The sequence below is a fragment of the Dysgonomonas sp. 216 genome, assembly GCF_010501065.1.
In the GTDB taxonomy this organism is placed as follows: Bacteria; Bacteroidota; Bacteroidia; order Bacteroidales; family Dysgonomonadaceae; genus QVMM01.
On the sequence record NZ_QVMM01000001.1, the window covers coordinates 174,548 to 198,877 of the forward strand.

General features: G+C 37.4%; 30 protein-coding genes. 19 read left to right on the top strand and 11 right to left on the bottom strand.

Annotated features, from left to right (window positions below):
* The first annotated feature begins 75 nt into the window (after positions 1–75).
* The 6 genes from D0T53_RS00850 (at position 76) to D0T53_RS00875 (ending at position 5,449) form a co-directional block, all read left to right on the top strand.
* A complete protein-coding gene (locus tag D0T53_RS00850) occupies positions 76–915 on the top strand; it encodes a patatin-like phospholipase family protein (protein ID WP_163264104.1) in 840 nt (279 codons plus the stop codon).
* Positions 912–2,609 (top strand): alpha-amylase family glycosyl hydrolase, encoded by a 1,698-nt coding sequence (locus D0T53_RS00855; protein WP_163264106.1) that lies wholly within the window; start codon positions 912–914, stop codon positions 2,607–2,609. Before D0T53_RS00850 ends, D0T53_RS00855 begins: the two co-directional genes overlap by 4 nt.
* A gap of 69 nt (positions 2,610–2,678) precedes the next feature.
* Positions 2,679–3,614, top strand: coding sequence for a ribose-phosphate pyrophosphokinase (locus D0T53_RS00860; protein WP_163264108.1), 936 nt, complete (start codon positions 2,679–2,681; stop codon positions 3,612–3,614).
* A 168-nt stretch (positions 3,615–3,782) separates the two neighbouring features.
* Complete coding sequence (locus D0T53_RS00865) at positions 3,783–4,454, top strand: phosphatidylserine decarboxylase family protein (protein ID WP_163264410.1); 672 nt, start codon at positions 3,783–3,785, stop codon at positions 4,452–4,454.
* A 5-nt stretch (positions 4,455–4,459) separates the two neighbouring features.
* Positions 4,460–5,170, top strand: a complete 711-nt coding sequence (pssA, locus tag D0T53_RS00870; RefSeq protein WP_163264110.1) for a CDP-diacylglycerol--serine O-phosphatidyltransferase — start codon at positions 4,460–4,462, stop codon at positions 5,168–5,170.
* A gap of 30 nt (positions 5,171–5,200) precedes the next feature.
* Positions 5,201–5,449 carry a DUF4834 family protein gene (locus tag D0T53_RS00875; RefSeq protein WP_163264112.1) on the top strand — a complete coding sequence of 83 codons (249 nt, stop codon included), beginning with the start codon at positions 5,201–5,203 and terminating at the stop codon, positions 5,447–5,449.
* A 288-nt stretch (positions 5,450–5,737) separates the two neighbouring features.
* On the opposite strand, the gene D0T53_RS00880 is transcribed toward D0T53_RS00875, so the two are convergent.
* From D0T53_RS00880 to D0T53_RS00915, 8 genes are all read right to left on the bottom strand, one after another.
* The gene (locus D0T53_RS00880; RefSeq protein ID WP_163264114.1) at positions 5,738–6,310 is read right to left on the bottom strand and encodes a DUF4468 domain-containing protein; all 573 of its coding nucleotides are present in this window, start codon (positions 6,308–6,310) and stop codon (positions 5,738–5,740) included.
* Positions 6,311–6,402: 92 nt separating this feature from the next.
* Positions 6,403–7,557, bottom strand: a complete 1,155-nt coding sequence (locus tag D0T53_RS00885) for a 1-acyl-sn-glycerol-3-phosphate acyltransferase (RefSeq protein WP_163264116.1) — start codon at positions 7,555–7,557, stop codon at positions 6,403–6,405.
* 4 nt (positions 7,558–7,561) lie between these two features.
* Positions 7,562–8,545 carry a D-alanine--D-alanine ligase gene (locus D0T53_RS00890; RefSeq protein WP_163264118.1) on the bottom strand — a complete coding sequence of 328 codons (984 nt, stop codon included), beginning with the start codon at positions 8,543–8,545 and terminating at the stop codon, positions 7,562–7,564.
* A 4-nt stretch (positions 8,546–8,549) separates the two neighbouring features.
* Positions 8,550–9,611, bottom strand: a complete 1,062-nt coding sequence (locus D0T53_RS00895) for an RluA family pseudouridine synthase (protein WP_163264120.1) — start codon at positions 9,609–9,611, stop codon at positions 8,550–8,552.
* A gap of 21 nt (positions 9,612–9,632) precedes the next feature.
* Positions 9,633–10,229, bottom strand: coding sequence for a PASTA domain-containing protein (locus D0T53_RS00900; protein ID WP_163264122.1), 597 nt, complete (start codon positions 10,227–10,229; stop codon positions 9,633–9,635).
* Positions 10,230–10,364: 135 nt separating this feature from the next.
* Complete coding sequence (locus D0T53_RS00905) at positions 10,365–10,829, bottom strand: Lrp/AsnC family transcriptional regulator (protein WP_163264124.1); 465 nt, start codon at positions 10,827–10,829, stop codon at positions 10,365–10,367.
* A 145-nt stretch (positions 10,830–10,974) separates the two neighbouring features.
* Positions 10,975–11,988: an FKBP-type peptidyl-prolyl cis-trans isomerase gene (locus D0T53_RS00910; RefSeq protein ID WP_163264126.1), complete on the bottom strand. Its 1,014-nt coding sequence runs from the start codon at positions 11,986–11,988 to the stop codon at positions 10,975–10,977.
* Between the two features lie 28 nt (positions 11,989–12,016).
* The gene (locus tag D0T53_RS00915; RefSeq protein WP_163264128.1) at positions 12,017–12,601 is read right to left on the bottom strand and encodes an FKBP-type peptidyl-prolyl cis-trans isomerase; all 585 of its coding nucleotides are present in this window, start codon (positions 12,599–12,601) and stop codon (positions 12,017–12,019) included.
* 174 nt (positions 12,602–12,775) lie between these two features.
* On the opposite strand from D0T53_RS00915, the gene D0T53_RS00920 reads away from it, so the two are divergent.
* The 8 genes from D0T53_RS00920 to D0T53_RS00955 all read left to right on the top strand — a co-directional run bounded on the left by D0T53_RS00920 (position 12,776) and on the right by D0T53_RS00955 (position 18,186).
* Positions 12,776–13,462 (top strand): NAD-dependent deacylase, encoded by a 687-nt coding sequence (locus tag D0T53_RS00920; protein WP_163264130.1) that lies wholly within the window; start codon positions 12,776–12,778, stop codon positions 13,460–13,462.
* 104 nt (positions 13,463–13,566) lie between these two features.
* Complete coding sequence (locus tag D0T53_RS00925; protein ID WP_163264132.1) at positions 13,567–14,187, top strand: inorganic pyrophosphatase; 621 nt, start codon at positions 13,567–13,569, stop codon at positions 14,185–14,187.
* 37 nt (positions 14,188–14,224) lie between these two features.
* Positions 14,225–14,533, top strand: coding sequence for a DUF4286 family protein (locus D0T53_RS00930; protein ID WP_163264134.1), 309 nt, complete (start codon positions 14,225–14,227; stop codon positions 14,531–14,533).
* Positions 14,534–14,537: 4 nt separating this feature from the next.
* On the top strand, positions 14,538–15,101 hold the full coding sequence (gene ruvC / locus D0T53_RS00935; RefSeq protein WP_163264136.1) for a crossover junction endodeoxyribonuclease RuvC: 564 nt from the start codon (positions 14,538–14,540) through the stop codon (positions 15,099–15,101).
* A gap of 6 nt (positions 15,102–15,107) precedes the next feature.
* Positions 15,108–15,869 (top strand): transglycosylase domain-containing protein, encoded by a 762-nt coding sequence (locus D0T53_RS00940; RefSeq protein ID WP_163264138.1) that lies wholly within the window; start codon positions 15,108–15,110, stop codon positions 15,867–15,869.
* Positions 15,870–15,871: 2 nt separating this feature from the next.
* Entirely contained in the window at positions 15,872–16,531 is a 660-nt protein-coding gene (gene lipB, locus D0T53_RS00945; protein ID WP_163264412.1) for a lipoyl(octanoyl) transferase LipB, read from the top strand.
* 364 nt (positions 16,532–16,895) lie between these two features.
* Positions 16,896–17,405, top strand: a complete 510-nt coding sequence (locus D0T53_RS00950; protein ID WP_163264140.1) for a DUF5034 domain-containing protein — start codon at positions 16,896–16,898, stop codon at positions 17,403–17,405.
* A 19-nt stretch (positions 17,406–17,424) separates the two neighbouring features.
* The gene (locus D0T53_RS00955) at positions 17,425–18,186 is read left to right on the top strand and encodes a hypothetical protein (RefSeq protein WP_163264142.1); all 762 of its coding nucleotides are present in this window, start codon (positions 17,425–17,427) and stop codon (positions 18,184–18,186) included.
* A 13-nt stretch (positions 18,187–18,199) separates the two neighbouring features.
* Here D0T53_RS00955 and D0T53_RS00960 read toward each other — a convergent pair whose 3' ends face one another.
* Positions 18,200–19,069 carry an NAD kinase gene (locus D0T53_RS00960; RefSeq protein ID WP_163264144.1) on the bottom strand — a complete coding sequence of 290 codons (870 nt, stop codon included), beginning with the start codon at positions 19,067–19,069 and terminating at the stop codon, positions 18,200–18,202.
* 312 nt (positions 19,070–19,381) lie between these two features.
* On the opposite strand from D0T53_RS00960, the gene D0T53_RS00965 reads away from it, so the two are divergent.
* The 5 genes from D0T53_RS00965 (at position 19,382) to D0T53_RS00985 (ending at position 23,224) form a co-directional block, all read left to right on the top strand.
* On the top strand, positions 19,382–20,101 hold the full coding sequence (locus tag D0T53_RS00965) for a pyridoxine 5'-phosphate synthase (RefSeq protein WP_163264146.1): 720 nt from the start codon (positions 19,382–19,384) through the stop codon (positions 20,099–20,101).
* A gap of 13 nt (positions 20,102–20,114) precedes the next feature.
* Positions 20,115–20,984, top strand: a complete 870-nt coding sequence (locus tag D0T53_RS00970; protein ID WP_163264148.1) for a TonB family protein — start codon at positions 20,115–20,117, stop codon at positions 20,982–20,984.
* A 62-nt stretch (positions 20,985–21,046) separates the two neighbouring features.
* On the top strand, positions 21,047–21,586 hold the full coding sequence (locus tag D0T53_RS00975) for a DJ-1 family glyoxalase III (RefSeq protein WP_163264150.1): 540 nt from the start codon (positions 21,047–21,049) through the stop codon (positions 21,584–21,586).
* Positions 21,587–21,759: 173 nt separating this feature from the next.
* Complete coding sequence (locus D0T53_RS00980) at positions 21,760–22,335, top strand: hypothetical protein (protein ID WP_163264152.1); 576 nt, start codon at positions 21,760–21,762, stop codon at positions 22,333–22,335.
* 295 nt (positions 22,336–22,630) lie between these two features.
* Positions 22,631–23,224 carry a hypothetical protein gene (locus tag D0T53_RS00985; RefSeq protein ID WP_163264154.1) on the top strand — a complete coding sequence of 198 codons (594 nt, stop codon included), beginning with the start codon at positions 22,631–22,633 and terminating at the stop codon, positions 23,222–23,224.
* 33 nt (positions 23,225–23,257) lie between these two features.
* Here the strand turns inward: D0T53_RS00985 and D0T53_RS00990 are convergent, their stop codons facing one another.
* Together D0T53_RS00990 and D0T53_RS00995 are read right to left on the bottom strand one after the other, a co-directional pair.
* A complete protein-coding gene (locus tag D0T53_RS00990; protein WP_163264156.1) occupies positions 23,258–23,935 on the bottom strand; it encodes a TIGR02117 family protein in 678 nt (225 codons plus the stop codon).
* Between the two features lie 46 nt (positions 23,936–23,981).
* Complete coding sequence (locus tag D0T53_RS00995) at positions 23,982–24,311, bottom strand: DUF3795 domain-containing protein (RefSeq protein WP_370457761.1); 330 nt, start codon at positions 24,309–24,311, stop codon at positions 23,982–23,984.
* Positions 24,312–24,330 lie beyond the last annotated feature (19 nt).

The following is a 24,330-nucleotide window of genomic DNA, read 5'->3' on the forward strand; positions in this document are numbered from 1 at the left end:
CTTTATTTCGGGTAAAACATTAATATTAGTTTGCAAAAACCTTATCTTTGCATTAATTGTTATAAAGGTTGTTATATGGATGAAAAACAGAAACACCCGTTAGGATTGGCATTAAGCGGTGGGGGATCGAAAGGGTTTGCTCATCTGGGAGTTCTTGCGGCTCTTGACGAAATTGGGCTTAAACCCAATATTATTGCCGGAACCAGTGCCGGAGCATTTGCCGGTGTGTTATATGCTGACGGACATTCTCCAAAAGATATTTTATCCTTTTTCCAGAAAAAAGCATTTAAAGAATTTGCCGAATTCACGCTTCCACAATCGGGGCTGTTTAAGACCGACAGGTTCAAGTCTTTTCTGAAAAAACATCTTCGTGCCCACACATTCGAAGAATTACAAATACCTTTAAGGGTTGCAGCAACCGACATCGAAAACGGAGTGTCCAAAAACTTCGATAGCGGATCGCTTATTCCTGCTGTTGTTGCGTCATGTTCGTTTCCAATTGTATTTACACCTATCGAAATTGATGGAGTACACTATGTAGACGGAGGATTGTTCAAAAATTTTCCTGTGTCGTTAATCCGCAAACAATGCGAAAAAATAATAGGGGTTAATGTTTCGCCTATCACTACACAAAAATATAAGAATTCGTTATTTTATATTGCCGAGCGATCGTTTCATTATATTTCGGGAGCAAATGCATTGATAGATCGCAAACTTTGCGATTTGTTGATAGAAGCTCCAAGTATATCAAAATATCCAATGTTTAGTTTGGATCATTCGTCCGAAATTTATCAATTGGGTTATGAGGCTGCAATGAGTACGTTTGAAAAAAATAAAGATTTTATAGAAAAGCTTACTAATATATCCCAACCATCACAAGTTATTCAAGAAACAAAAATTAAAAAATCTGTATGAGTATGAAATCAAAATTGTTTATTTATCAAATTTTTCCCCGCCTTTTTGGTAATACAAAAAGTGTGAATAAGGAAAATGGAAGTCTTGAGGAAAACGGTGTTGGTAAATTTTCATCTATATCGAGCAAAGCTTTATCTGAAATAAAAAAAATGGGATTTACCCATATTTGGTTTACAGGCATTATTGAGCATGCATCGAAAACAGATTACACCAGGTATGGCATACAAAAAGATAATCCCGAAGTTGTGAAAGGCAATGCAGGTTCGCCCTACGCTATACGCGATTATTATGACGTATGCCCCGATCTTGCTGATGATGTGGCGAACAGGATGTTTGAGTTTGAAGAACTAATAGCACGCACGCATAGAGCGGGAATGAAAGTAATTATCGATTTTGTGCCTAATCATGTTGCCCGTCAGTATCACTCCGACGCTAAACCCCGAAAGATAAAAGATTTGGGATGTGAAGATGATAACACACAAGGGTTTGCTCCCGACAATAATTTTTATTATTTACCGGGACAAAATCTTGAATTGCAATTCGAAACATCGCAGGGAGAAAATGCATATATCGAATATCCTGCAAAAGTAACCGGAAACGACAAATTTGATAACAAACCAACACTTGACGACTGGTACGAAACCGTTAAGTTGAATTATGGCGTTAATTATTGGGATAACCGTGCTAAGTTTTTCACGGCAGAACCCGACACATGGCACAAAATGAAAGAAATTCTTTTGTATTGGGCATCGAAAGGGGTTGATGGGTTCAGGTGCGATATGGCAGAGATGGTTCCTGTTGAGTTCTGGAACTGGGTTATTAACGAAGTTAAGAGCAAGTATAAATCGATAGTATTTGTTGCCGAAGTTTATAATCCGGCCGAGTACGGAAGCTATACTTATACCGGTAAATTTGACTACCTGTACGACAAAGTAGGCCTTTATGATGCCATAAAAAGTATTACATGTGGCGAACGCCCAGCATCGGATATTACATTTTGCTGGCAAAAGCTGGAAGAACTACAACCACGTATGCTCAATTTTATGGAGAACCATGATGAGCAACGCATTGCTTCCGATTTTTTTGCCGGGAATGCCTTTAAGGCTATACCGGGAATGATTGTATCGGTTACAATGAATACTAATCCGGTACTCATTTATTCGGGACAGGAGTTAGGCGAACGAGGAATGGATAAAGAAGGCTTTAGCGGTGTAGACGGACGAACTTCTATTTACGATTACTGGTCGGTTGATTCGCTCCGCAAATGGTACAACAATGGAAATTTCGGGAACGAACAACTTTCACCCGAACAGATAGAACTTCGAAAATTTTATATAAAGCTACTTACTCTGTCGAATGATGAAAGTGCCATTTATAAGGGAAACTTTTTCGATTTGATGTATGCGAATTATGAAAATCCACGATTCGACCCAACAAAACAGTTTACTTACCTAAGAGCCTACAAGAAGGAACTTATATTAATTGTGGTAAACTTTGGCGACAAGGATGCAGATGTTACGATTAATATTCCGGATCTAGCTTTCGATTACCTAAAAATAAAAGGAGGCGATTATGTTTCGGCAAAGGATCTGCTTGGAGGAAGGAGTATTTCATTAAAGAAGGGACTGGGAAGTAAATTTGATGCAAAATTGAGTGCTTTTTCGGGCAAGATTATTAAATTTTCGACAAAATAGAATCTTTTGAATAATTGTTTGTAATTTTGCGGATAATCTAACAACAACATTTATAAAAAAAGGAAGACAATGGAACAAGTACCCTTCAAAATTTTTTCGGGAACCAAATCGCGATATTTGGCCGAGAAAATTTGTGACAACCTGGGTTGTACACTCGGGAATATGATAATAGAACGTTTTGCTGACGGAGAATTTTCAGTATCGTACGAGGAATCGATACGTGGATGCCAAGTATTTTTGGTTCAGTCTACGTTTCCCAGTTCCGACAATTTACTGGAACTTCTATTAATGATTGATGCCGCCAAAAGAGCATCGGCACGTTCCATTGTAGCTGTTATTCCTTATTTTGGATGGGCAAGACAAGACCGCAAAGATAAGCCAAGGGTTTCGATAGGAGCAAAACTTATAGCCGACATGTTATCAGCGGCAGGGATAAACCGATTAATAACTATGGATTTGCATGCCGATCAAATTCAAGGCTTCTTCGATGTTCCGGTAGATCACCTTTATGCTTCGGCAATTTTCACTGATTATATTAAGAATCTGGACAGAGATAATCTGGTTATTGCGACACCAGACGTTGGTGGTACTAAAAGAGCAAGCTCTTACGCTAAATATTTCGGTATACCGATGGTTATTTGTTATAAACTGCGTAAAAAAGCAAACGAGATATCCGAAATGCAAATAATTGGAGACGTTGAAGGCATGGACGTGCTTTTGGTTGACGATATTGTTGATACTGCAGGAACTATAACAAAGGCTGCCGATTTAATGACAAGCCATGGTGCACGCTCGGTGCGCGCTATAGCCAGCCATGCAGTGATGTCTGATCCGGCTTCGGCACGTGTCGATCAATCGAGTTTAGCTGAAATTTTGTTTACAGATAGTATTCCGTACACAAAAAAATGCGAAAAGGTTACAATTCTTTCTGTTGCCGGAGTATTTGCCGATGCAATCAAACGAGTTTGCCTGAACGAATCAATAAGCTCTCTTTATGTACTTTAAATAGACAATTGTTCATAACATAAATATATAAAACGAGAGGTTGCTTCTGTAACTTCTCGTTTTTATTATCAGTATACATAAAAAAACAACTTGGCGTTTTGAATATTCGCCAAATAAGAATACTTTTGTAGGCTAATGTAACTTAAATAAGCTGTGTCAATACGTAAAATGAAAGTTCATCACGAAGGACGTGGAATTTTAATAACACTATTTCTGGCCTTAGCTGCGATAAATGCAGGGTTGTTTTTTTCGTTCAAGAAATGCACCCTAACTTATGTTGTACTGGTCGTATCTTCAATACTTTTTTTATTGGTATTAAATTTCTTCCGTAGTCCGCATCGTCGGTTTAATGGAAATCACGAAGATTCGGTTGTAGCCCCGGCCGATGGTAAAATTGTAGCTATAGAAGAAGTATTCGAACCCGAGTATTTTAAAGAAAAACGCTTGTTGGTTTCGGTATTTATGTCGGTATTTAATGTCCATGCCAATTGGTATCCCGTAAGCGGTGTTGTGAAAATGAATAAACATCACAATGGACGCTTTGTTGCTGCATGGTTGCCTAAATCGAGTACCGAAAATGAACGATCTACTGTCGTTATAGAGCGGGTCAATGGAACAGAGGTGTTGGTAAGACAAATAGCAGGAGCTATGGCTCGACGTATAGTAACTTACCCCGAGATAGGAGATGAAGCACATATTGATGAGCATTTCGGTTTTATAAAATTTGGTTCTCGTGTAGATGTATATTTGCCCATAGGTACTAAAATATTGGTCGAGATGGATCAAAAAGTAACAGGCAATCAAACGTTAATTGCCGAATTACCAATAGATAAAGCTTAAAAAAGATGAAAAAGCATATTCCCAATTTATTAACTTCGCTCAATCTGTATTCGGGCTGTATAGCTTGTGTTATGGCTTTTCAGGGCGAATATTTTTGGGTAGTGTTTTTTATTATACTTTCGGCTATATTCGATTTTTTCGATGGATTTGCAGCTCGTTGGCTAAAAGCTTATTCGCCAATAGGTAAAGAACTCGATTCTTTGGCCGATATGGTAAGTTTCGGAGTAGCTCCCAGCCTTATGGTATTTAATTATTTATCGCGCTACGCAGCCGATTTAACACCATTGACAGTCATCAATCCATACATTCCTTATATTGCGTTTATCCTTGCGGTTTTTTCGGCTCTTCGGTTAGCTAAATTCAATGTCGACGAGAGGCAGACGACTTCTTTCATCGGCCTGAATACCCCTTCCAATGCTCTGTTCTGGATTAGTTTTATATATGGAATACAAGGCTCAGAGGTGTTATCCCCTACAATTATGGGATATCTTATTATAGCTTTAATATTTGTTTTCTCGTTCCTGATGATTGCTGAAATACCAATGTTCTCGCTTAAGACAAAAGGCTTTGGCATAAAGGGAAATGAACTAAGATATCTTTTAATTGTTTTTATTGTAGCAGCGACTATACTTTTAGGTATTTTGGGTATTACCTTGGGGGTATTGTTTTATATTGCAATATCAATATTTTCGTCTGTTATTAAAACAGATAAATAGTAGGTTATTTATTAAATATAAGGTTTTGATATGTCTTTTCTAATATATTTAGTTTTATTCATATTAGCAATTGTCCTTATCCCTGTGCTTTTATTAGGATTACCGTTGATACGCTTATATTTGAAGGCACGCTACGGAAAAGGAGGAAACATGTTTAATACTTCGAACAGTAAACAATCGTCTCGACAAAATACTACAAATACAAATTCTGCAGCAAACAAGAAAAAGGTTTTCGGCAAGGATGAAGGCGAATATGTTGAGTTTGAAGAAATAGAATAGAATCAACATTATACGCTTTGCTTATTGTTTTAACATGTACTTCTTAATATTTACACGAAGTAAGCATGAAGCATATTTTCTGTTTATAAAAAAGATAGACTTATTTTTGGGGGAGGGAGGACAAAAAAAAAAGAGACTTAGAATTTAGCCTCTTTTTATACTAGACGAAAATCCGTCTATTTATCTTCTTATCTAGTTTACCTTAACTACGCCCCTATCATATCATTAGCCATCCCCATACTCTAAAAATAACAAATACTACAATAACTATCTCTATAGTATTTAGTATTAATTTTGTTCCAATGTTTTTTGCAAACTATCGATTAAATCGTTGAGGAAATACAAGGTACTCTTTTTTGTATTCAGACGGGTTTCGCTGTTTTCGTCACTTAAAGCAAGAGCTTCGTTAGTTATCAAGGATTCGGCATCAATATTTTTCCCCAACGAGTTAGTATTTCGCTTCTGTTGGTTTTGGTATAATATGCTTGTAACCTCAACGATGCACAAATTCTCCAAGAAATATGCTTCTAAACGATATCTCATTACCATTCTTTCTTTTATGCCATGACTGTTTTCGGGTAAAACAAGCTCTATTCTCGACTTTGCGTTTATCAACTTTTTAGCATCATCGCTATGCATACTAGCGTTAAAAAGATCTTTCGCAAAATTTACTTTAGTCCATTTTTTAAGTTGCTTATATGCCTCCTCTTGTGTTTTGTTTTTAATATTGATTTCTTTAATAAAAACAACCTTATTATTCACTTTAAAAACATCAGTAAAGGCCTCGTCTGTTTTTGTTATCTGCGCAAACGATAATGCGGGAAACAAAACTAGTAATGCTACGAAAATATTTTTCATCATAACTTCTAAGGTATCAAATGGTAAATTTAACAGAAAGTAATAATTATGCTATTTCACAAAACTACAAAAATGTTTCCTTTTTGCCACTTTTTTCAGGCTTCTTCTAGAGCTACAAGCTTATTTTTTAACGTATTTGAATACATTTCAAGCATTTTCGTCCATAAAAAATCACAATCTTTGTTTGGTATTCTTACCTTATCGATTTGCTTATTTAGGTATGCTTTAAAATCTTCGACCTGTTGTGTAGTATATTTATCGGTAAAACGAGTCGCACTTTCCAGTAAATCAAAAGCAATATAATTACATGGAAATATTTTATAATTCGAATGTATTTCTTTATCCACACAACGGGCAACAGCTCCAACCTGCGCTTTGCGCTCAATATCTTTAATAGGATCAAGTCTATCGCCAATAGGGTCACCGAATTGGAAGAAGATATTTCCTTTGAATCCAAGCAAACCGGTCTCCATATTAACAAGATCGTCTTTTTGCGTTTTTTTATACTCCGGATTATCCCGTTTCAACTGAAATTCTTGAGCTTTCAGGAAATCACAAGGGTCGTATTCGTACGAAATAGAAAGCGGAAGTATATTCAGTTCCTTTATATTATCGATAAACGCTCCCCCCTCGGGTGCTAATGCAAGCATTTTCAACAAACTCTCTTGAGTCCTGTCATTCGAGTCCTTTGCCCTACCCTCTCGTTGAGCAAGCCATATCGATTCTTTTTTGTACGACTGTGCATAATGGATATACTCCGATAAATGTTTCGATACTTCGAGCATCTGCCTTACCGAAACTCCTCGCTGAACTACAAAACTTTTGTTAAGACGTACTAGTTTTTTTATCCACGGATAAACAAACAGGTTGTCTCCAATGGCAATTTCGGTAGTATTATACCCATGCTGATGCAACAATATATTTAACAATCCGGCATCGAGTATTATATCCCTGTGGTTCGATAAAAAAAGGTATTGTTTATCTTTATCTACTTTTTCTAAGCCCCCGCAGTCGATAGACGACGCTGTTTTCATCGCCACTGCCCAAATAAATGGAGATATCATATTGGCTTGAAATTCGAATTTCGTTCTGTATTTCGAAATTTCAGCGGTAAAATCGTCCCAACTCATACCCGCCGGTAAAATATATTTAGCGGCATGCATAAAACCTTCGTCAACAAGTAATTCCTGTATTGTATCAGCTACTTCATCGTCTAATACCGGAGCTATATCATCAAACTTAGAGTTCATAACTTCAGGCTTTTTTATTTAGTTCGTTCTCTATCAAATCAGTAAAAATTGACGTAATATCAATTCCCGCAGCTTTTATTTGTTGCGGTATAAAGCTAGTTACTGTCATACCCGGTGTTGTATTAACTTCTAGCAAGTAATAGATATCATCTTTTATTATATAATCGGCTCTGATAATACCTTTTGCTTCTACCAGTCCATACAGTTTTATTGTCTGTTGCTGTATTCGTGCCGTTAATTCGTCACTAATACGAGCTGGTGTTATTTCTTCAACCTGTCCATTATATTTGGCATTGTAGTCAAAAAAATCGTTAGAGGTAACAACCTCCGTTAATGGCAAAACTGTTATCTGATTGCCAACTTTAAAGCAACCACAGGTAACTTCTCTCCCCGCAATAAAACTTTCTATTATAACTTCCGATGTTTCGTTAAAAGCTTCTTCTATAGCCGTTTGTAAATCTTCAATCTTTTTCACCTTAAATGTGGCGAAACTAGAACCTCCGGTATTCGGCTTCACAAACATCGGAAACTTTAAGGTTTCGGCTATCTCGTTAATATCATATACATCCCCCGGTTTTAATATAATCGATTCGGCAACATGTACTCCAAAATTTTTGAGATATTTGTTGCACACATATTTATTCATCGTTAGGGATGCAGCCATAACTCCACATGCCGAATAAGGAATATTAAGCATATCGAGATATCCCTGCAATTTGCCATCCTCGCCGGGCGTACCATGTATTGTAATATATGCAAAGTCGAAATTTACTTTAGCATTATCTATTTCAAAACCAAAATAATTTTTGTCGACTGATAACTCTTCTCCATCTACATCGACAAACCAACCATTATGGTCGATTTTTACCTTATAAACATTATACTTGTTTTTATCAATAAAGGAGTATATACCTTGCATGCTCTTTTCCGAAACTACTATTTCGGACGAGTATCCTCCCCAAACAACAGCTATATTTTTCTTACCCATAAAATCAAGATTCTCGGTTCGATGTATACTTTCTCCATTTATCCAGCAATTGCTCCATATCGTCAGGCATAGGAGTCTCAAAAATCATCTTCTCACCGGTACGAGGATGTACAAAGCCCAACATACGGGCATGTAAAGCTTGACGCGGACACACCTGAAAACAATTCTGTACAAATTGTTTATATTTTGTAAAAGTAGTACCTTTCAGTATATGATCGCCACCATAACGTTCATCGTTAAAAAGTGTATGACCGATGTGTTTCATATGCACGCGTATCTGGTGCGTACGCCCCGTTTCTAATTCGCACTGAACAAGAGTTACATATCCTAAACGCTCCAACACCTTATAATTAGTAACTGCAGGCTTACCTTGGTCGCCATCAAAGACAGTCATTTGTAGTCTGTTCTTCACGCTTCTTCCTATATTCCCTTCTATTCGTCCCGAATCACTTTCAATCTGCCCCCAAACAACTGCCAGATATTGACGTTTTGTAGTTTTATTGAAAAATTGAGCCGACAGATGTGCTTTTGCCGATGCATTTTTTGCAACAACAAGCAGCCCCGATGTATCTTTATCGATACGGTGCACTAAACCCAGGCGAGGATCTTTAGCATCGTATTCGGGCGAATCCTTTAAACGAAAAGCAATGGCGTTAACCATTGTTCCTGTATAATTTCCATGCCCGGGGTGGACAACCAATCCCGCCGGTTTATTTATAACCATCAGATCACTATCTTCATAAACGACATCAAGCGGAATATCTTCAGGAATTATTTCGATTTCCCTGCGAGGGCGATCCATAACAATGGATATAATATCGCAAGGTTTTACTTTGTAGTTAGATTTTACAGGAATTTCGTTAACCAATATACAATTTGCATCGGCAGCATCTTGTATGCGCGTACGCGATATGCCCTCGATACGTACCGACAGAAATTTGTCAATACGCATCAAACCTTGCCCTTTATCAGCTACAAAACGATAATGTTCAAATTTTTCGGACTGATTGTCGAGTTCATCGCCATCATCTGTAACATCTTCTATATCATCAAACGGATCTATCATTATATAAATCGAATATGCAGCTTATTCTGAATCAACATGTATACTATCGGAGTCATTTTCATCGGAAGACTCAAGGCCTCCGGCTCCTACTTTTAAATTGAGCACCGACCCTTTCGGGATTTCCTGTCCAGCAACTAATGGCCGTCCTTTAAATTCGGCACCCATAACCAGATCTCTATATTCTGACGGAACTTCCTTTATATGTATCTTTGTAAATCCAAGCGCATTTAAAAGAGCTACAGCTTGCCGCTGCGACAAATCTTCAAGATTTGGCATTTTCACTAGTTGTTCCGATTTTGCTTGTACAATAAGGTAAATTGTACGATCTTCTTTCACTTTCGAATTTTCCTTAGGAACTTGTTCTAATACCGAACCGGGAACGCCTCGTTTTTCGTATATAGAATCAACCACCTCATAGTTCAGATTTGAAGAATTAAGGATTGCCGCAACCTCTTCAACCTGCAAACCTTTCAGCACAGGCACAGTTACGCTTTCATTGTGTTTGGTATAGGCATTAAGCCAAATCAATACTCCTGCTATAATAACTGTCAATAATATTACCATTATCAACAGATTTTTCACATATATGTTTCCTATTATTTTTTTTACAAATCCCATTTTTATACACGTTCAAACTGCAAAAGTATTAAAAATACTAACAATAGCAGTTAATTACCCTCCATGTTTTACTTAAAAATGAATAACCAGCCTTATCATTAGGCTGGTTACTATATATAAAACACTGATGTACAATCACTCCGGCTTAGATATAGGTATCTGTCTTTTCACTCCCTGACTAAGCGAAATCATAGTTTCGGTAGCCGAAACACCCGGTATTTCCTGAATCTTATTATTCAACAAATCCATCAAATGCTCATTATCTCGCGCATAAAGCTTTATAAGTATAGTATAAGGTCCTGTAGTGAAATGAGACTCCACTACTTCGGGTATTTTATCTAGTTCGGGAATTACAGTTTTATACATCGATCCTTTTTCGAGTTTTACCCCAATATAGGTGCAGGTATTATATCCTAAAACTTTAGGATTGATAATGTATCCCGAACCTACAATTACTTTCATCTCGATCATGCGCTGTACCCTTTGATGAATGGCTGCCCGAGACACTCCACATTCCAAAGCTACATCTTTGAACGGAATTCTGGCATTCTGCGAGATAATTTCCAGAATTTTCTTATCCAGCTTATCAATTTTATCCATAATACTGTTATTTTTCTTTTATTTTGTACCAAATATATACATTTCTTTTTAATATGCTATATTTTTCAAGAAAAATCTTACAATACCAATAAAAAAGAGGAAGAAAACATCCCCCTCTTTCGCTTTTTAATATCAAAATGTTATTTTACTTGTCAGCCTTTACTATCTCCAAAAGTTCAACTTCGAAGATAAGAGTAGAGAATGGAGGTATTTTTCCGGCTTCTCTCGAACCGTAACCGAGTTCGTAAGGAACATAAACCACCCATTTAGAACCTACAGGCATCAACATCAACGCCTCTGTCCATCCCGGAATAACTTGCCCAACACCAAAAGTTGTTGGTTCTTTTCTTTCTATGCTACTATCAAAAACAGTCCCGTCAACAAGAGTTCCGTGATAATGAACTTTAACCCTGTCACTTCTTACAGGCTTGTCTCCTTTTCCTTCTTTTAGAATTTTATACTGAAGACCGCTAGGTAATGAAACAACTCCTTCTTTCGCAGCATTGTCGGCAAGCCATTTTTTATCTTCTGCTATTTTAGGAGCATATTCTTTTTCCATTTCTTCTTCTTTTTTCTTTCTATCCAGCTCTTGTACCATTCGCATTTTGTTTTCGTAAACCACTTGAGGATTTTCAACAAGCGGCTTTTCTTTTTTAAGAACACTAACTGCTCCTGCTAAAAGAAGATCTGCATCCAATTGGTTTTCATCACCGTCAAAAGCTTGTTTCGAAAGGTTACCAGCCATCATTTTCAACTGTCCGCCAATCTCCACACCTCTTTGGTATGCAGCTTTATCTTTACCAACGCTCATTCCGGCTTTAAGCCCGGAAATAAAGTCGCTCATATTTTTAGCATTCGTTTTCTGAACCGAATCTATTTTCGCTATTAATTCTTTTTCTAGCTGAAGTTTTTTATCAGCATTTTCCTCTGCCTTTATTCTATCGGCATATTCAAATCTAAGTTGAACTGTGTCTGTCAACACTCCGATTTGAGACAAATACTGAGGTAAGCCCTGAGATGCAACATTTACCCCATAAGTGTAAGCCAACGTATCGGCATCCGACTTTAAAGGAACGTTAGTTGTTACAGAACTTCCTCCGTCGCACGAAACCGCAAAAATTGCGATAGCGCTCATTACAAATAATTGAATTTTTTTCATTAGTCTGATTATTTTTAGGTTTATCTAATTAAATTATATCCAAAAGTTCAACTTCGAAAACAAGAGCCGAGTTAGGCTCAATAGCCTGACCTGCACCCGATTTACCATAAGCTAAGTCGGAAGGAATGAACAATTTCCATTTCGAACCCACAGGCATTAATTGGAGAGCTTCAACCCATCCTTTTATAACCTGTGTTACACCAAATGTTGCAGGAGTTCCACGTTCGACACTGCTATCAAATACTTTTCCATCGATAAGCGTTCCGTGATAATGAACTTTAACCTCATCTGTAGCTACAGGAATTTTTCCTTCTCCCTTTTTTAATATTTCGTACTGTAACCCGCTAGGCAACACAACTACCCCTTCTCGGTTTTTGTTTATCGCCAAAAACTCTTCTCCTGCCTCAAGGTTTACAGAAAATCTCTCGTCTTGCAATTTAGTGAAATAATCATTTATCACTTGTTTGGCTTCGTCATAGCTCATAGCCGGATTAGCATTGTTCAGCACATCTTCTACAGCTTTACTGAATGTAGCCACATCTATTTTTTTGATACCCGAGCTAAGAAAATTGTTTCCTATACTTAAACCTAAAGCGTAACTTATTTTATCCATAAATAATTAATTAGTATAATCCCCCCTTTACATTACAGGGTTAAAACATGATAGCATAATATTATGCTGCGCAAAATTAATTGTTTTAAGTTTACATTTAATGTTTTTCAACTACTAAAAAGGGTATATTTGCATATCAGACTGTTAAATGTTATAAAAAAATAGATTTTAAAGATGAAAAAAATAGTGGTTTTGACAGGAGCAGGTATGAGTGCCGAAAGTGGAATTGCAACATTTAGGGATTCAGGCGGATTATGGAACCAATATAAAATTGAAGATGTAGCAACCCCCGAAGGCTTTGTTAAAAATCCGCAGCTGGTACTCGATTTTTATAACATGAGAAGAAAAGAAACTCTTGCAGCCAAACCCAACTTGGGACATATTGAACTGGCCGAAATGCAAAACGACTACGACATCAGCATTATAACACAGAATGTTGACAACTTGCACGAAAAAGCGGGAAGTAAAAAGGTACTTCATCTGCATGGAGAATTGATGAAAGTGCAGTCTACAAAGTACCTCGACCTTATATATGAACTGAACGCCGATAATATAGAAATAAACATTGGCGACACCTGCGAAAGAGGTGCACAACTACGCCCATACATAGTATGGTTTGGGGAGGCCGTACCGATGATGGAAAACGCTATAAAAACAGTACAAACAGCAGACATATTGGTTGTTATAGGCACATCGCTAAACGTATATCCTGCCGCAGGGTTGATAAACTATGCTCCTTCGGGAATTCCGGTATATCTTATCGACCCGAATGAGGTAAAAGCGCAAAGGGCAGGTGTAATATATATAAAAAAGGGAGCATCGGAAGGGGTAAAAGAATTGCGCGAACTATTGCTACAATAACTAAAAGAAAATTAACGGATTTTGAGCACGTCTCATAATTTCATAACTTAGATTTTTGTAAAGACAAAAGAACATAAAACATAATTAAAAACACAAATACTTTTATGGTAAGCAAACATAAAGCGCATCCTTGGCATGGCATTAACATCGGAGACGAAGCTCCCGAAATCGTAAGAACTTTTATAGAAATCGTACCAACCGACACTGTTAAATATGAAGTTGATAAAGATTCGGGATACCTGTGCATTGACCGCCCTCAAAAATATTCGAACATAATTCCTGCATTATATGGATTTATACCGCAAACCTATAGTGGAAAACGTGTTGCCGAACTAAGCAACGCCCGACTCGACAGACACGACATTGTTGGCGACAGCGACCCTATTGACATATGCGTACTTACCGAAAAAGACATAACCCACGGCGATGTCATAGTAAAAGCACGTCCCATAGGTGGATTCAGATTGATAGACCACGGTCAGGCCGACGACAAATTAATAGCAGTTTTGCATAACGATGCGATATATGGCAATTACCGCGACATATGCGATGTTCCCTTTCAGGTAATAGAACGACTGAAGCACTATTTCACCACCTACAAAGACATACCGGGCGACAACGAGCGCAAATGCCTGCTTACACATGTTTACGATGTAGAAGTTGCCTACGAAGTCATACGACGTTCGATTGAGGACTATCAGGAAAATTATGGCGAAATATATTAAGAACAGAAAAGCCTTCAAACTTAAACCTATAAACTAAATGCTCATATTCAATACAACTTATCATGTGGAAGATAATGCCCACGACGAATTCTTCAAGCATCTGACACTGATTTATATCCCGAAAGCGGTTTCGAGCGGCTTTTTACACAGCCCGTGCTTTTCCTGTATACGTCCACAACACGAACAAAGCGGAAAAAGCTATTCACTACAACTGAAAGTAAAAAACACCGACACTCTGAATCATTGGTTATCAACAGAAGGAGAACAATTACACAACGAAATTGTAAACAAATTTGGGGAGAAAGTTGTTGGTTTTGTTACTCTGATGGACGAAATAAGTCTGTAAAAAAATGGTAGAGAAGGAACGCATAATATTAGGCATCGACCCCGGAACACAAGTTATGGGATATGGAATACTACGGGTGGTAAACAACAAACCGCAACTAATGGCTATGGGCGTTCTGCAACTCAATAAATACGACGACCACTACCTTAAGTTAAGACGTATTTTTGAACGGGTAATAGGTTTGATTGACGAGTTTTTACCCGACGAACTGGCTATCGAAGCTCCTTTCTTCGGCAAAAATGTACAAAGTATGCTGAAATTGGGACGAGCACAAGGCGTTGCAATGGCAGCCGCCCTGTCGCGCGATATTCCTATATTCGAATATGCTCCTTTAAAAATAAAGATGTCTATTACCGGTAACGGAAAAGCAGCAAAAGAGCAAGTAGCTTACATGCTTCAAAACTATCTGAAAATACCCGACGAAAACATGCTTCCGCAACTGGACGCCACCGACGGGTTAGCTGCCGCCGTTTGTCATTATTTTCAGACCAACAACCCATCGACAGACAAAAAATTTACAAGCTGGAAGGATTTCATCAATAAAAATCCGGGAAAGGTAAAAGGATAGGGTTATATGAAAAATATTTTGAAAATTATTCCGTGGGGTACTATTCTTCGCATCATCGGTTTGTTATGTGTAGCCTTGTTATTGCTCAGCATGGCATGGGTAGCATATTTCAGTGTGTTTGACGTCACAAAAACACCCCAAATGGCATTTTATAAATTCGATGCCAAAGGCGACAGCCTCAACTTTAAGGTAGAGCATCAGTGGGTACCAATCGATTCTATATCGAGAAACATGATAGTAGCAATATTGGCTGCTCAAGATAAAGACTTCTATATTCACGACGGATTTTCCTTGATTAGCGGGGAAGACTCTATTATATCACGTATACCCAACCACCACGAAACAATATCGCAGCGCACGGCACATACAGTATTCTTGACAAAAGACGATTCGTGGGTAAAAAACATCCTCGAACCATACTTCACTACTCTCGAAGAATATTTATGGGGCAAAGACCGCATACTCGAAATCTATCTGAATACTGTATTAACAGGTGATGGTATTTTCGGGGTCGAAGCGGCATCTCAAATTTATTTTGGGAAAGGAGCAGGCAACCTTACTCTCAACGAAGCGGCATTCATTGCTTCCACTTTAGAAAACCCCGTATACATTGATATAAACAACCCTTCGGAAGAGATACTGACTAAACAAAAAGAAATACTTTTGCGCATGGGGTTTATCATGCACATCAAACTCGGTAAAACCCCGATAGACGAAAAAGAGCCTCGTCCTCTTAAAACCATTAACAAACGTAATTGGAAAGGTTGATTATGGAGTTCACAGACTTAGGTTTAATAGAATACAGCAAAGCGTGGGAGTTTCAGGAGAAATTATTTAACAACAATATACAAGCTAAAGCAAAGGGACTGCCAACCCGAAACCATTTACTTTTTTGCGAACATCCGCATGTTATAACTATTGGCAAAAATGGCAACTCAGCCAATCTGCTTTATCCGCAAGAGTTTTTAAATTCAAGAGGAGTTTCGCTTTTTCATATCGACCGGGGAGGCGATATTACTTATCACGGACCGGGGCAGTTAGTAGCCTATCCAATATTCGATCTCGAACATTTCGGTATAGGGTTGAAACAATATGTACATAATCTGGAAGAGATAATGATACTGTTATCAGCTTTGTACGGCATAAAGACAAGCAGGATTGAAAAAGCAACAGGTGTATGGATTGAAGACTGCAACAAACCATCTCTTACCCGAAAGATAGGAGCAATAGGCGTCCGAAGCAGCCGTTTTATAACTATGCATGGATTCGCTCTGAATGTAAATACCGACATGTCGTACTTTTCACTAATAAATCCATGCGGATTTGTAGACAAAGGAGTGACTTCCCTACAAAAAGAGACAAACTCTATAATAAGCATGGAAAAAATCAAAATTCAAACAAAAGCTTTATTTGAAGACATATTCGACTAATACCAAAGCAATAAAATTATTATTGAATAACCGCAAATAACTACTGAAAACCAACCAGCTATGAGGACATTTAAGCTCCCCCCTTTACTTACCTGCGCAACAAACAAGGCACAAGCACAGGATGTGTTTCCTACCGACAATGCGATATAGAGCAAACACAGCCATACTAGCAAAAGTACCGAATGATGGATATACGAAATGTCAAGTGATTGACACAAAACACATGATATTAACAGATTAGGAAGACAACCCAATATTTAAAAGTGAGAAAAAAGCCTTATTTCAATCCATACTCAAAAAAATAATAACTAAGACTTGCAAAAACAGACAAATATTCTTTTCTTCGAAACACAAACTTTATAACATGAAAACACTATACATATATCTATTTTTATCATTTATATTCTTTTTATCCAGTTCTACAACCTGTGAATATTTTGACGACAACCCATCTTTATTACTAATCGGGGTTGAGTTAGTTAACATCAACAACGAAGGAAAAGAAATGTTGATTTCTGACGACCCGATAAAGAAAGAAGCATATGTAATAGGAATAAAATATATAGCATCAGAAGCTGTGGATAAGGATTCTATAGGTAATAGTTTTTACGTCAAGCATTCTAATTTCATTTATTTTGCAAATGCTTACCCTGAACCCCGAATATATTGCAATAACGATTTCGACGAAGATTATCCTGCTGGTAGCGACATTAGCCACTTATTTTGGTTTTCGACAAAAGACATATTAAATCAAAATCTACTACTCATTCTAAAAAAAGCGCCCCAAAAAGGTATTCATTCATTTAAAGTTGTTTTTGATTGTCACAATAACAAGGTTATAGAAAACAACACTGCTGAAATAGAATTATACTAAACACACCTCAATAATACTCATGAAGAAAATTATAGTTTATTCCATCATCTTTTTCTTGGTACATATTTTACCTACACAGGCACAAGACTTTAAATTTTCGGGGAATATAATGATCGAACAAAACATTCCGTTAAACAACCAATATAAAGATAAAGACATCAACAACACACTACGCAGCATGTCTACAACATTCTTAGCAGGCAGATTAAACCTTCAAGTAACAGAATTATTAGAGATATATGGTAAAATAGGTTTAGGTGTAAGTAAAAGTGGTACCGATGTTAACAGATTTTTCAACAAATACAATGAATTTAATTTCGATGGACACATATTTGATCTGCAAGTAAGAAACAGTCGAAGTTCAATTAATCATCTAACCAACCAGTTTTCTCTCGGCACATCGGCATTGTTAATATCCTCAAATAAATATTCGATAAGAGGCGGAATGGGAATTGGCATAGAATATATGCGAGCTCCTAAACTAAGCTACACGCTTAAAGAAGAAGGTACAAACGTTGCTTATAATATAAGTTACACATGGTTCGATTCAAGAAGAACTGCTATCGAAACATTCTTTTATGATACAGAACTAGCTATATCAAAAACTCTATCAAAAAAAATAGATTTAAGATTTACTGCTGCTTATAAATTATACTTTCCTAGATCTACTTTTGAATACAGTGTAACAAATTATTATACTGACAGTTTAATCAAACAATATCAGCAGGAAGGAAAAACTATGCATGTTATTAGCCTAAGCCTTGGCATTACTATTAAATAACAGCATGTATATTTCACTCAAATCGCGAGTCGGCTCCCCATTTCAGTTTATCGCGTAAAGTCTCGTAAAATGTATGCCCTATACGTTTAACTACTTTCAATGGGTAATCGCCTTTCTTTACCTCAAGCCTTGTTCCTGTTGTTAACACATCCGACCGTCCATCGAGCGAAACGAGGAAACTTCGGTTGCGGCTTTCCACATCGAAAGTAAGAACACTGTCATCCTCAACCACAAGCGGACGGGTAGTCAAACTATGCGGAGCGATAGGTGCAAGAATAAAATTCGAGGAATTGGGTGTCATAATCGGTCCGCCAACACTTAACGAATAAGCCGTCGATCCAGTAGGAGTAGCAACAATCAGCCCGTCAGCCTGATACGAAGTAAGATATTCATCATTAATATTAGCATGCAAGGTCAACATCGAGGCAGTATCCTGCTTCATTATTGCAACTTCGTTCAAAGCATAATTATATTCCTTAAAGCTTTTATCCTTAGTAGTAAGCATCAATTGTGAACGCTCTTCAATCCTGTATTGTCCAAGCATCAACTCTTCAAGAGTAGCATCCAAATCTTTATCCGATATATCGGCCAAAAAGCCTAGCCGTCCCGCATTCACACCCAGAATAGGAATATCTTTACCTCCTACAATAGAAGCCGTACGGAGAAAAGTTCCATCGCCTCCTATGCTAAAAGCCATATCGGCAGAAAAATTTTCACAATCAATAAATTCAGCTATCTGATAATTTACCCCGAAACTAAGATGAAGATAATCGTAGAACTTTTTGTGCATTGATATTTCCACATTATTCTCCGAAAGAATGTCGAGAATTCTTTTTATCTGTCCTTTTTTTTGATGTTGGCTACCGAATATTGCTATTTTCATTTTTATTCTTTGAGCGTCTTGTTAGTATCTGTTGCTATACTTCGGTTTAAAAAGTAAGGAAGCAACCATTGTTTATTTGTTTTTCAAAAAAAGACTATCAGATTAATACCATATTGCATAAATCGTAGTAACTTTGCCACGAAAATATTGTACGGGTATCTTCTTTCATTAAAATAATAAGCCTGTATAAGTGTACATAAGAAATACTTTCCACATGGCTCGTTTTCTTAATATATCACAAAGGTGCTAAAAAAACTTTAGTTAAAGAAAGCAGCTACAATATTTTTAAATAGATTTGATTGTTAATTGTATATGACTAAGTTAAGTGTAAACATCAATAAAGTGGCAACCCTACGCAACGCGCGTGGAGGCGATATGCCCAATTTATTGAAAGTCGCAATAGATTGCGAAGCTTTCGGAGCCGAAGGTATAACCGTTCATCCACGCCCCGACGAAAGGCATGTGAAGATGAAGGACGTGTACGACTTGCGCCCGAAAGTAAAGACGGAATTTAATATTGAAGGATACCCATCTCCCGAATTTATAAAGCTGGTAAAAGCAGTACGCCCCAATCAGGTAACACTAGTACCCGATGCACCCGACGCTATTACCTCAAATGCAGGATGGGATACGGTTATGAACCTTGAGTTCCTTACCGACATAGTTGATGAGTTTAAATCGGCAGGTATACGCACCTCTATTTTTACAGGCACAAATACCGAAATTATAGAATACGCAGCACGAACAGGAACCGACCGTATAGAATTATATACCGAGCCTTATGCTGCAAATTACTCTAAAAACAGGGAGGAAGCGATAGCACCCTTTATTGAAGCGGCAATGGCTGCGAAAAAACTGGGATTAGGAGTGAACGCCGGGCACGATCTGAATCTCGAAAACTTGAATTATCTTTACACCAATATTCCGTGGATAGACGAAGTATCGATAGGACATGCACTTATATGCGATGCTTTGTACATGGGATTAGAAAAAACAATAGAGGCATACAAAAGCTGCTTAAGAAACGACTAAAATGTAAGACACTATGGAATCGACAAAGGATAGGTTTATAAGTATTGGAGGGACAGTTGGTTTTCACCTGCTGCTCGTGTTATTCCTTGTAATCTACTACATAAAACCATCATTCGATTCGTACAGCGAAGACCTCGAAGGCGTTCCTGTTATGTTTGGTAATGCAGCCGATGCTTTTGGCGACGATGAACCTTTCGGTCGGGGGAGCGACAACAAACCGGCAAACGATGTTGAAGTTTTCGAACCCAAACCCGAGCCCGTAACCCCTACTCCTCCACAACCTCAACAATCGGCAGCTCCGGCTGTTAACGAAAGCCCTGTGTATACACAAGACATTGAAGAGGCAGTAGAAGTAAAGGCGACAAACAAAGCCGAAGAAGAAAAAAAGCGTCAGGCAGCAATAGAAGCCGAACGGGTAAGACAAGAAAAAATAGCAGCCGAACAAAAAGCCTCCCTCGAAGCTAAACAGAAAGAAGAAATAAGCAAGCAAATGGCCGGTTTATTCGGAAACGGATCGGGCGAAGGCAGCCGTGGGAACACCGAAGGCACAGGCACACAAGGCGTACCCACAGGTAATGCCAGCTATGGTAAAACAACAGGCGTAGGCGGCTGGGGAAGTTACGATTTAGGTGGACGAGGTGTAGGACGAGGCGGACTGATTAAGCCGACTTACGTTGGGAATGATTACGGAACTGTTGTTGTCGATATAATTGTAGACCCTCAGGGAAATGTTGTGAATGCAACATTAGGCAGAGGAACAAATACCACAAGCACAACATTGAAAAACGAATCGCTTGCTGCGGCAAGACGCACTAAATTTATAGCTGTAAGTAAAACAGGAAACCAAAAAGGCACAATTACTTATATGTTCAATTTGAACTAAGGTCTTTTCTTTTGGGCTGAAACAATAACAGATAAGTATTAACCCCCATAAATTATATTGGCATGAAAGAAGTATATTTATTTTTGACTAATGGTTTCGAAGAAATCGAAGCACTGGGAACAATCGATATATTACGACGTGGAGGTGTAGACGTAAAATCGGTCTCTATTGTCGACGGTAAACAAGTGAACGGTAGTCACGGAATACCTGTGATTGCTGACATGATGTTCAACGAGGTAGACTTCGCAAAAGCCGAAATGCTGGTTATTCCGGGTGGAACCCCTAAGTTCAACGATCATGAAGGATTGAAAAAGGCGGTATTGGCATTTGCACAAAAAGGCGAAAAGGTTGCTGCAATTTGCGCTGCGCCAATGGTTCTTGGTGGATTGGGTTTGTTGAAAGGGAAGAAAGCCACTGCTTACCCCGGTTTCGAACAATACCTTGATGGAGCCGAATTTATTAAAACGCCCGTAGTGGTTGACGGAAACATAACAACAGGACGTGGTCCCGGTTTCACTATGGATTTTGCACTGAAACTTTTGGAAATACTCAGAGGTAAAGCAAAAAGCGACGAAGTTGCCGGACAATTATTACTCAAATAGAAGAAAATAAAGACTATATAATAATAACTAAGCGGATTGGGATTTACTTGATTCGCTTTTATTTTTAAAGAAAATTTCATCTTATCAACAAATATTTGCAATACATAAAAAACGTACTATCTTTGTCGCCGTTAATAAACTTTATTACAAACTTTTAGAAAACAGAAAAAAAAATGAAACTAAGAAAATTATTACCTCTGGTACTAGGTGTGGTAACTTTAGGGTTCGCTTCATGTAGCGACGACGATGACGATTCAGTGTCCTACAAGGAAACTAAAATTGTAAACTTCAAGATGTATGTAGGTTCCGAAAACGGCGGTGTAGAAGTAAACACTGCAAACATCGACCCTAAAAAATATTTCAAAGAAGATCTTGAAGAAGAAATCGACGATAATGAAGGCGTCAGCATTACTTTTTCAGGAAATAAAGCTACTGTAAGTTATAGTGGAGAAAAAGGAACAATAAGCTATAAAGTAGAAAATGGCAAACTATATTTTGGAGAAGAAAACTATTGGTGGTTTGCTGGATTTGGAGGAACTGGTGGTTTTAAAGTATCAGAGCATTATGGATACTACAGGACTCAATACAGCTACAATTTCAACGATATTGACCTTGAAGATTTAAACGATCAGGAAACTATAGATATAAACGATGTTATGGAATCTAATTATTATTTGGGTAGCCTTGATGATATGAGATCAATACAAGATACTATCGTATTCTGTACAATTGAATCGTATTTCAGATAAATTATCTTTACATATAAATAACAAAAGGAATCTTAATGGATTCCTTTTGTGTTATTTATTAATACATATTTAGCGTTTTTCTAAAGGCAGAATTGTGAAAGTCATAGTTCCTGTATCGTATATTTTTGAACCGATAAGATTTGTATTTAGACTTAGTTTTAAAGGTCCTCTTCTTTTTTTAGCCCAATTAACAAACTCTTAATGGCTAGCCAGTTTATAGATAAAAAAGAGAAAATTTCTTCGAACATTCGGTGCCATACCCTAAAAACATTTATATTTACAAAAAAAACGAACTATGAAAAAATGCTTATCCCTAATATTAAGCATTGTGCTTTTAAGCCTTGCCTCATGTAGCGACAATGACGATACCGTTTGGTTATCTTACAAAGAAACTAAGATTGCAAACTTCAAGATGTATGTAGGTTCCGAAAACGGTGGAGTTGAAGTAAACACTGCAAACATCGACCCTAAAAGGTATTTCAGATATGAACTCAATTCTATAGATGAACGGCTAAAAGATGCTAGCTGCTCTTTTTCAGGAAATAAAATAACAGACAATTTTGGAGATCTGTATTCATCGGCCAAATACAAAATAACAGACAACAAAATTTATATTCTTGAACAAAATAAATATGGGGAAACATACTGGGCTTTTTACGCATTTGGACACCCTGATGGTTTTAAAAGGTTAACGCATTATGGATATCAATATCAAACAAAAGAAAACGTCTACACACTTACTTTTCTCCATTTTGACTACTACGAAGAGCTAGAAACTATAAACATTAACGATGCAATAGAAGTATCTTACGACTTCGATAGCCTTGATGAAATGACATCTATAACCGACACTATCGTATTCTGTACAATAGAATCGTATTTCAGATAAAAAGCCAACCAGATCTAGCTGATATTATCAAAATCACTTATAAATCGAGAATATAGGCTCTTGGAAAAATGTCCACAAGCAATGTTTCTGACCACAGGCGGCAAGGGCGTCGTTTGCCCATGTATTGCAGGAGTAAAATAAACTGTAACGTCCTTTAGCTTCGTAAAAAGCATCGGAAACGCCATAAACAGCATTTGTTTTAATATTAACAAAATCGCCATTAGCGTCTTTCTCGAATCTGCCCGTGATAAAAACTATCAAACGCTGGTACTGTTGTTTGCTAATCATTATCTTCCGACAATCTTCATCTTCAGCCATTTCTTTATAATATGTAGCATGCATTGCCGTCGAATTGAGCCAAAACGCTGCTCTAAAGGCAAGTCCGAAGGTAAGGTCGTCCCAAGTGGGCATATCAAGAAAAAATCCTTTATCTCCCCAACCAAGTGCTAAAAAACTATATACTGTGTCTTGCGAAATATTATTCCGAAACGGTATTTGTTTACTCCAGTCCATAACTTCGTTACACACCGGAACAACTATATCGGTATGTTTGCCATTGGTTTTTATAAAAATAGCAATTTCCTTCAGAGTACCTTCTTCTTCAGATACAACGATATATGAACAACAAAATCCCACTACAAAATAAAGCACTATAAATACTATTATACCAATCGATATTCGTTTTAAAGCTTTTAATATCCGTTTAAACATATTTTCAACAATATTTCTGACAGTTTTTTGTAAATATTTCACTCAATTATTCATCAACCTTTTTATTGTAATGCTCAAGAAAACAAATTTCTCCTATATCTTTTAGTAGTTTTTGATTTTCAATAAAATTCTGACCATATTTCAGCCATCGTTTAGCAAAACCTTTAAACTTACTACAAGGAAAAGTCTTACATTGGTAACAATGAGTAATTTCCCGTTCTATACAACAAAGATGAAAAGTTTTACATTTATTACAACGTTGCGAATTTATTTCAGCACCCGGACATGGATTTTTTTCCCGGGTATATACAGGACATCCTCCGCAAAAAGCTCCACAAGCGGGCACTCTTCCTCTATATATTTTCAGAATATTCACAACAATAAAAGTATAATTT

What these genes read in the sequence shown, in the direction of transcription:
- D0T53_RS00850 (WP_163264104.1), top strand. Translation starts at nt 76, where the DNA reads ATGGATGAAAAACAGAAACACCCGTTAGGATTGGCATTAAGCGGTGGG.
- D0T53_RS00855 (WP_163264106.1), top strand. Translation starts at nt 912, where the DNA reads ATGAGTATGAAATCAAAATTGTTTATTTATCAAATTTTTCCCCGCCTT.
- D0T53_RS00860 (WP_163264108.1), top strand. Translation starts at nt 2,679, where the DNA reads ATGGAACAAGTACCCTTCAAAATTTTTTCGGGAACCAAATCGCGATAT.
- D0T53_RS00865 (WP_163264410.1), top strand. Translation starts at nt 3,783, where the DNA reads ATGAAAGTTCATCACGAAGGACGTGGAATTTTAATAACACTATTTCTG.
- pssA (WP_163264110.1), top strand. Translation starts at nt 4,460, where the DNA reads ATGAAAAAGCATATTCCCAATTTATTAACTTCGCTCAATCTGTATTCG.
- D0T53_RS00875 (WP_163264112.1), top strand. Translation starts at nt 5,201, where the DNA reads ATGTCTTTTCTAATATATTTAGTTTTATTCATATTAGCAATTGTCCTT.
- D0T53_RS00880 (WP_163264114.1), bottom strand. Translation starts at nt 6,310, where the DNA reads ATGATGAAAAATATTTTCGTAGCATTACTAGTTTTGTTTCCCGCATTA.
- D0T53_RS00885 (WP_163264116.1), bottom strand. Translation starts at nt 7,557, where the DNA reads ATGAACTCTAAGTTTGATGATATAGCTCCGGTATTAGACGATGAAGTA.
- D0T53_RS00890 (WP_163264118.1), bottom strand. Translation starts at nt 8,545, where the DNA reads ATGGGTAAGAAAAATATAGCTGTTGTTTGGGGAGGATACTCGTCCGAA.
- D0T53_RS00895 (WP_163264120.1), bottom strand. Translation starts at nt 9,611, where the DNA reads ATGATAGATCCGTTTGATGATATAGAAGATGTTACAGATGATGGCGAT.
- D0T53_RS00900 (WP_163264122.1), bottom strand. Translation starts at nt 10,229, where the DNA reads ATGGGATTTGTAAAAAAAATAATAGGAAACATATATGTGAAAAATCTG.
- D0T53_RS00905 (WP_163264124.1), bottom strand. Translation starts at nt 10,829, where the DNA reads ATGGATAAAATTGATAAGCTGGATAAGAAAATTCTGGAAATTATCTCG.
- D0T53_RS00910 (WP_163264126.1), bottom strand. Translation starts at nt 11,988, where the DNA reads ATGAAAAAAATTCAATTATTTGTAATGAGCGCTATCGCAATTTTTGCG.
- D0T53_RS00915 (WP_163264128.1), bottom strand. Translation starts at nt 12,601, where the DNA reads ATGGATAAAATAAGTTACGCTTTAGGTTTAAGTATAGGAAACAATTTT.
- D0T53_RS00920 (WP_163264130.1), top strand. Translation starts at nt 12,776, where the DNA reads ATGAAAAAAATAGTGGTTTTGACAGGAGCAGGTATGAGTGCCGAAAGT.
- D0T53_RS00925 (WP_163264132.1), top strand. Translation starts at nt 13,567, where the DNA reads ATGGTAAGCAAACATAAAGCGCATCCTTGGCATGGCATTAACATCGGA.
- D0T53_RS00930 (WP_163264134.1), top strand. Translation starts at nt 14,225, where the DNA reads ATGCTCATATTCAATACAACTTATCATGTGGAAGATAATGCCCACGAC.
- ruvC (WP_163264136.1), top strand. Translation starts at nt 14,538, where the DNA reads ATGGTAGAGAAGGAACGCATAATATTAGGCATCGACCCCGGAACACAA.
- D0T53_RS00940 (WP_163264138.1), top strand. Translation starts at nt 15,108, where the DNA reads ATGAAAAATATTTTGAAAATTATTCCGTGGGGTACTATTCTTCGCATC.
- lipB (WP_163264412.1), top strand. Translation starts at nt 15,872, where the DNA reads ATGGAGTTCACAGACTTAGGTTTAATAGAATACAGCAAAGCGTGGGAG.
- D0T53_RS00950 (WP_163264140.1), top strand. Translation starts at nt 16,896, where the DNA reads ATGAAAACACTATACATATATCTATTTTTATCATTTATATTCTTTTTA.
- D0T53_RS00955 (WP_163264142.1), top strand. Translation starts at nt 17,425, where the DNA reads ATGAAGAAAATTATAGTTTATTCCATCATCTTTTTCTTGGTACATATT.
- D0T53_RS00960 (WP_163264144.1), bottom strand. Translation starts at nt 19,069, where the DNA reads ATGAAAATAGCAATATTCGGTAGCCAACATCAAAAAAAAGGACAGATA.
- D0T53_RS00965 (WP_163264146.1), top strand. Translation starts at nt 19,382, where the DNA reads ATGACTAAGTTAAGTGTAAACATCAATAAAGTGGCAACCCTACGCAAC.
- D0T53_RS00970 (WP_163264148.1), top strand. Translation starts at nt 20,115, where the DNA reads ATGGAATCGACAAAGGATAGGTTTATAAGTATTGGAGGGACAGTTGGT.
- D0T53_RS00975 (WP_163264150.1), top strand. Translation starts at nt 21,047, where the DNA reads ATGAAAGAAGTATATTTATTTTTGACTAATGGTTTCGAAGAAATCGAA.
- D0T53_RS00980 (WP_163264152.1), top strand. Translation starts at nt 21,760, where the DNA reads ATGAAACTAAGAAAATTATTACCTCTGGTACTAGGTGTGGTAACTTTA.
- D0T53_RS00985 (WP_163264154.1), top strand. Translation starts at nt 22,631, where the DNA reads ATGAAAAAATGCTTATCCCTAATATTAAGCATTGTGCTTTTAAGCCTT.
- D0T53_RS00990 (WP_163264156.1), bottom strand. Translation starts at nt 23,935, where the DNA reads ATGTTTAAACGGATATTAAAAGCTTTAAAACGAATATCGATTGGTATA.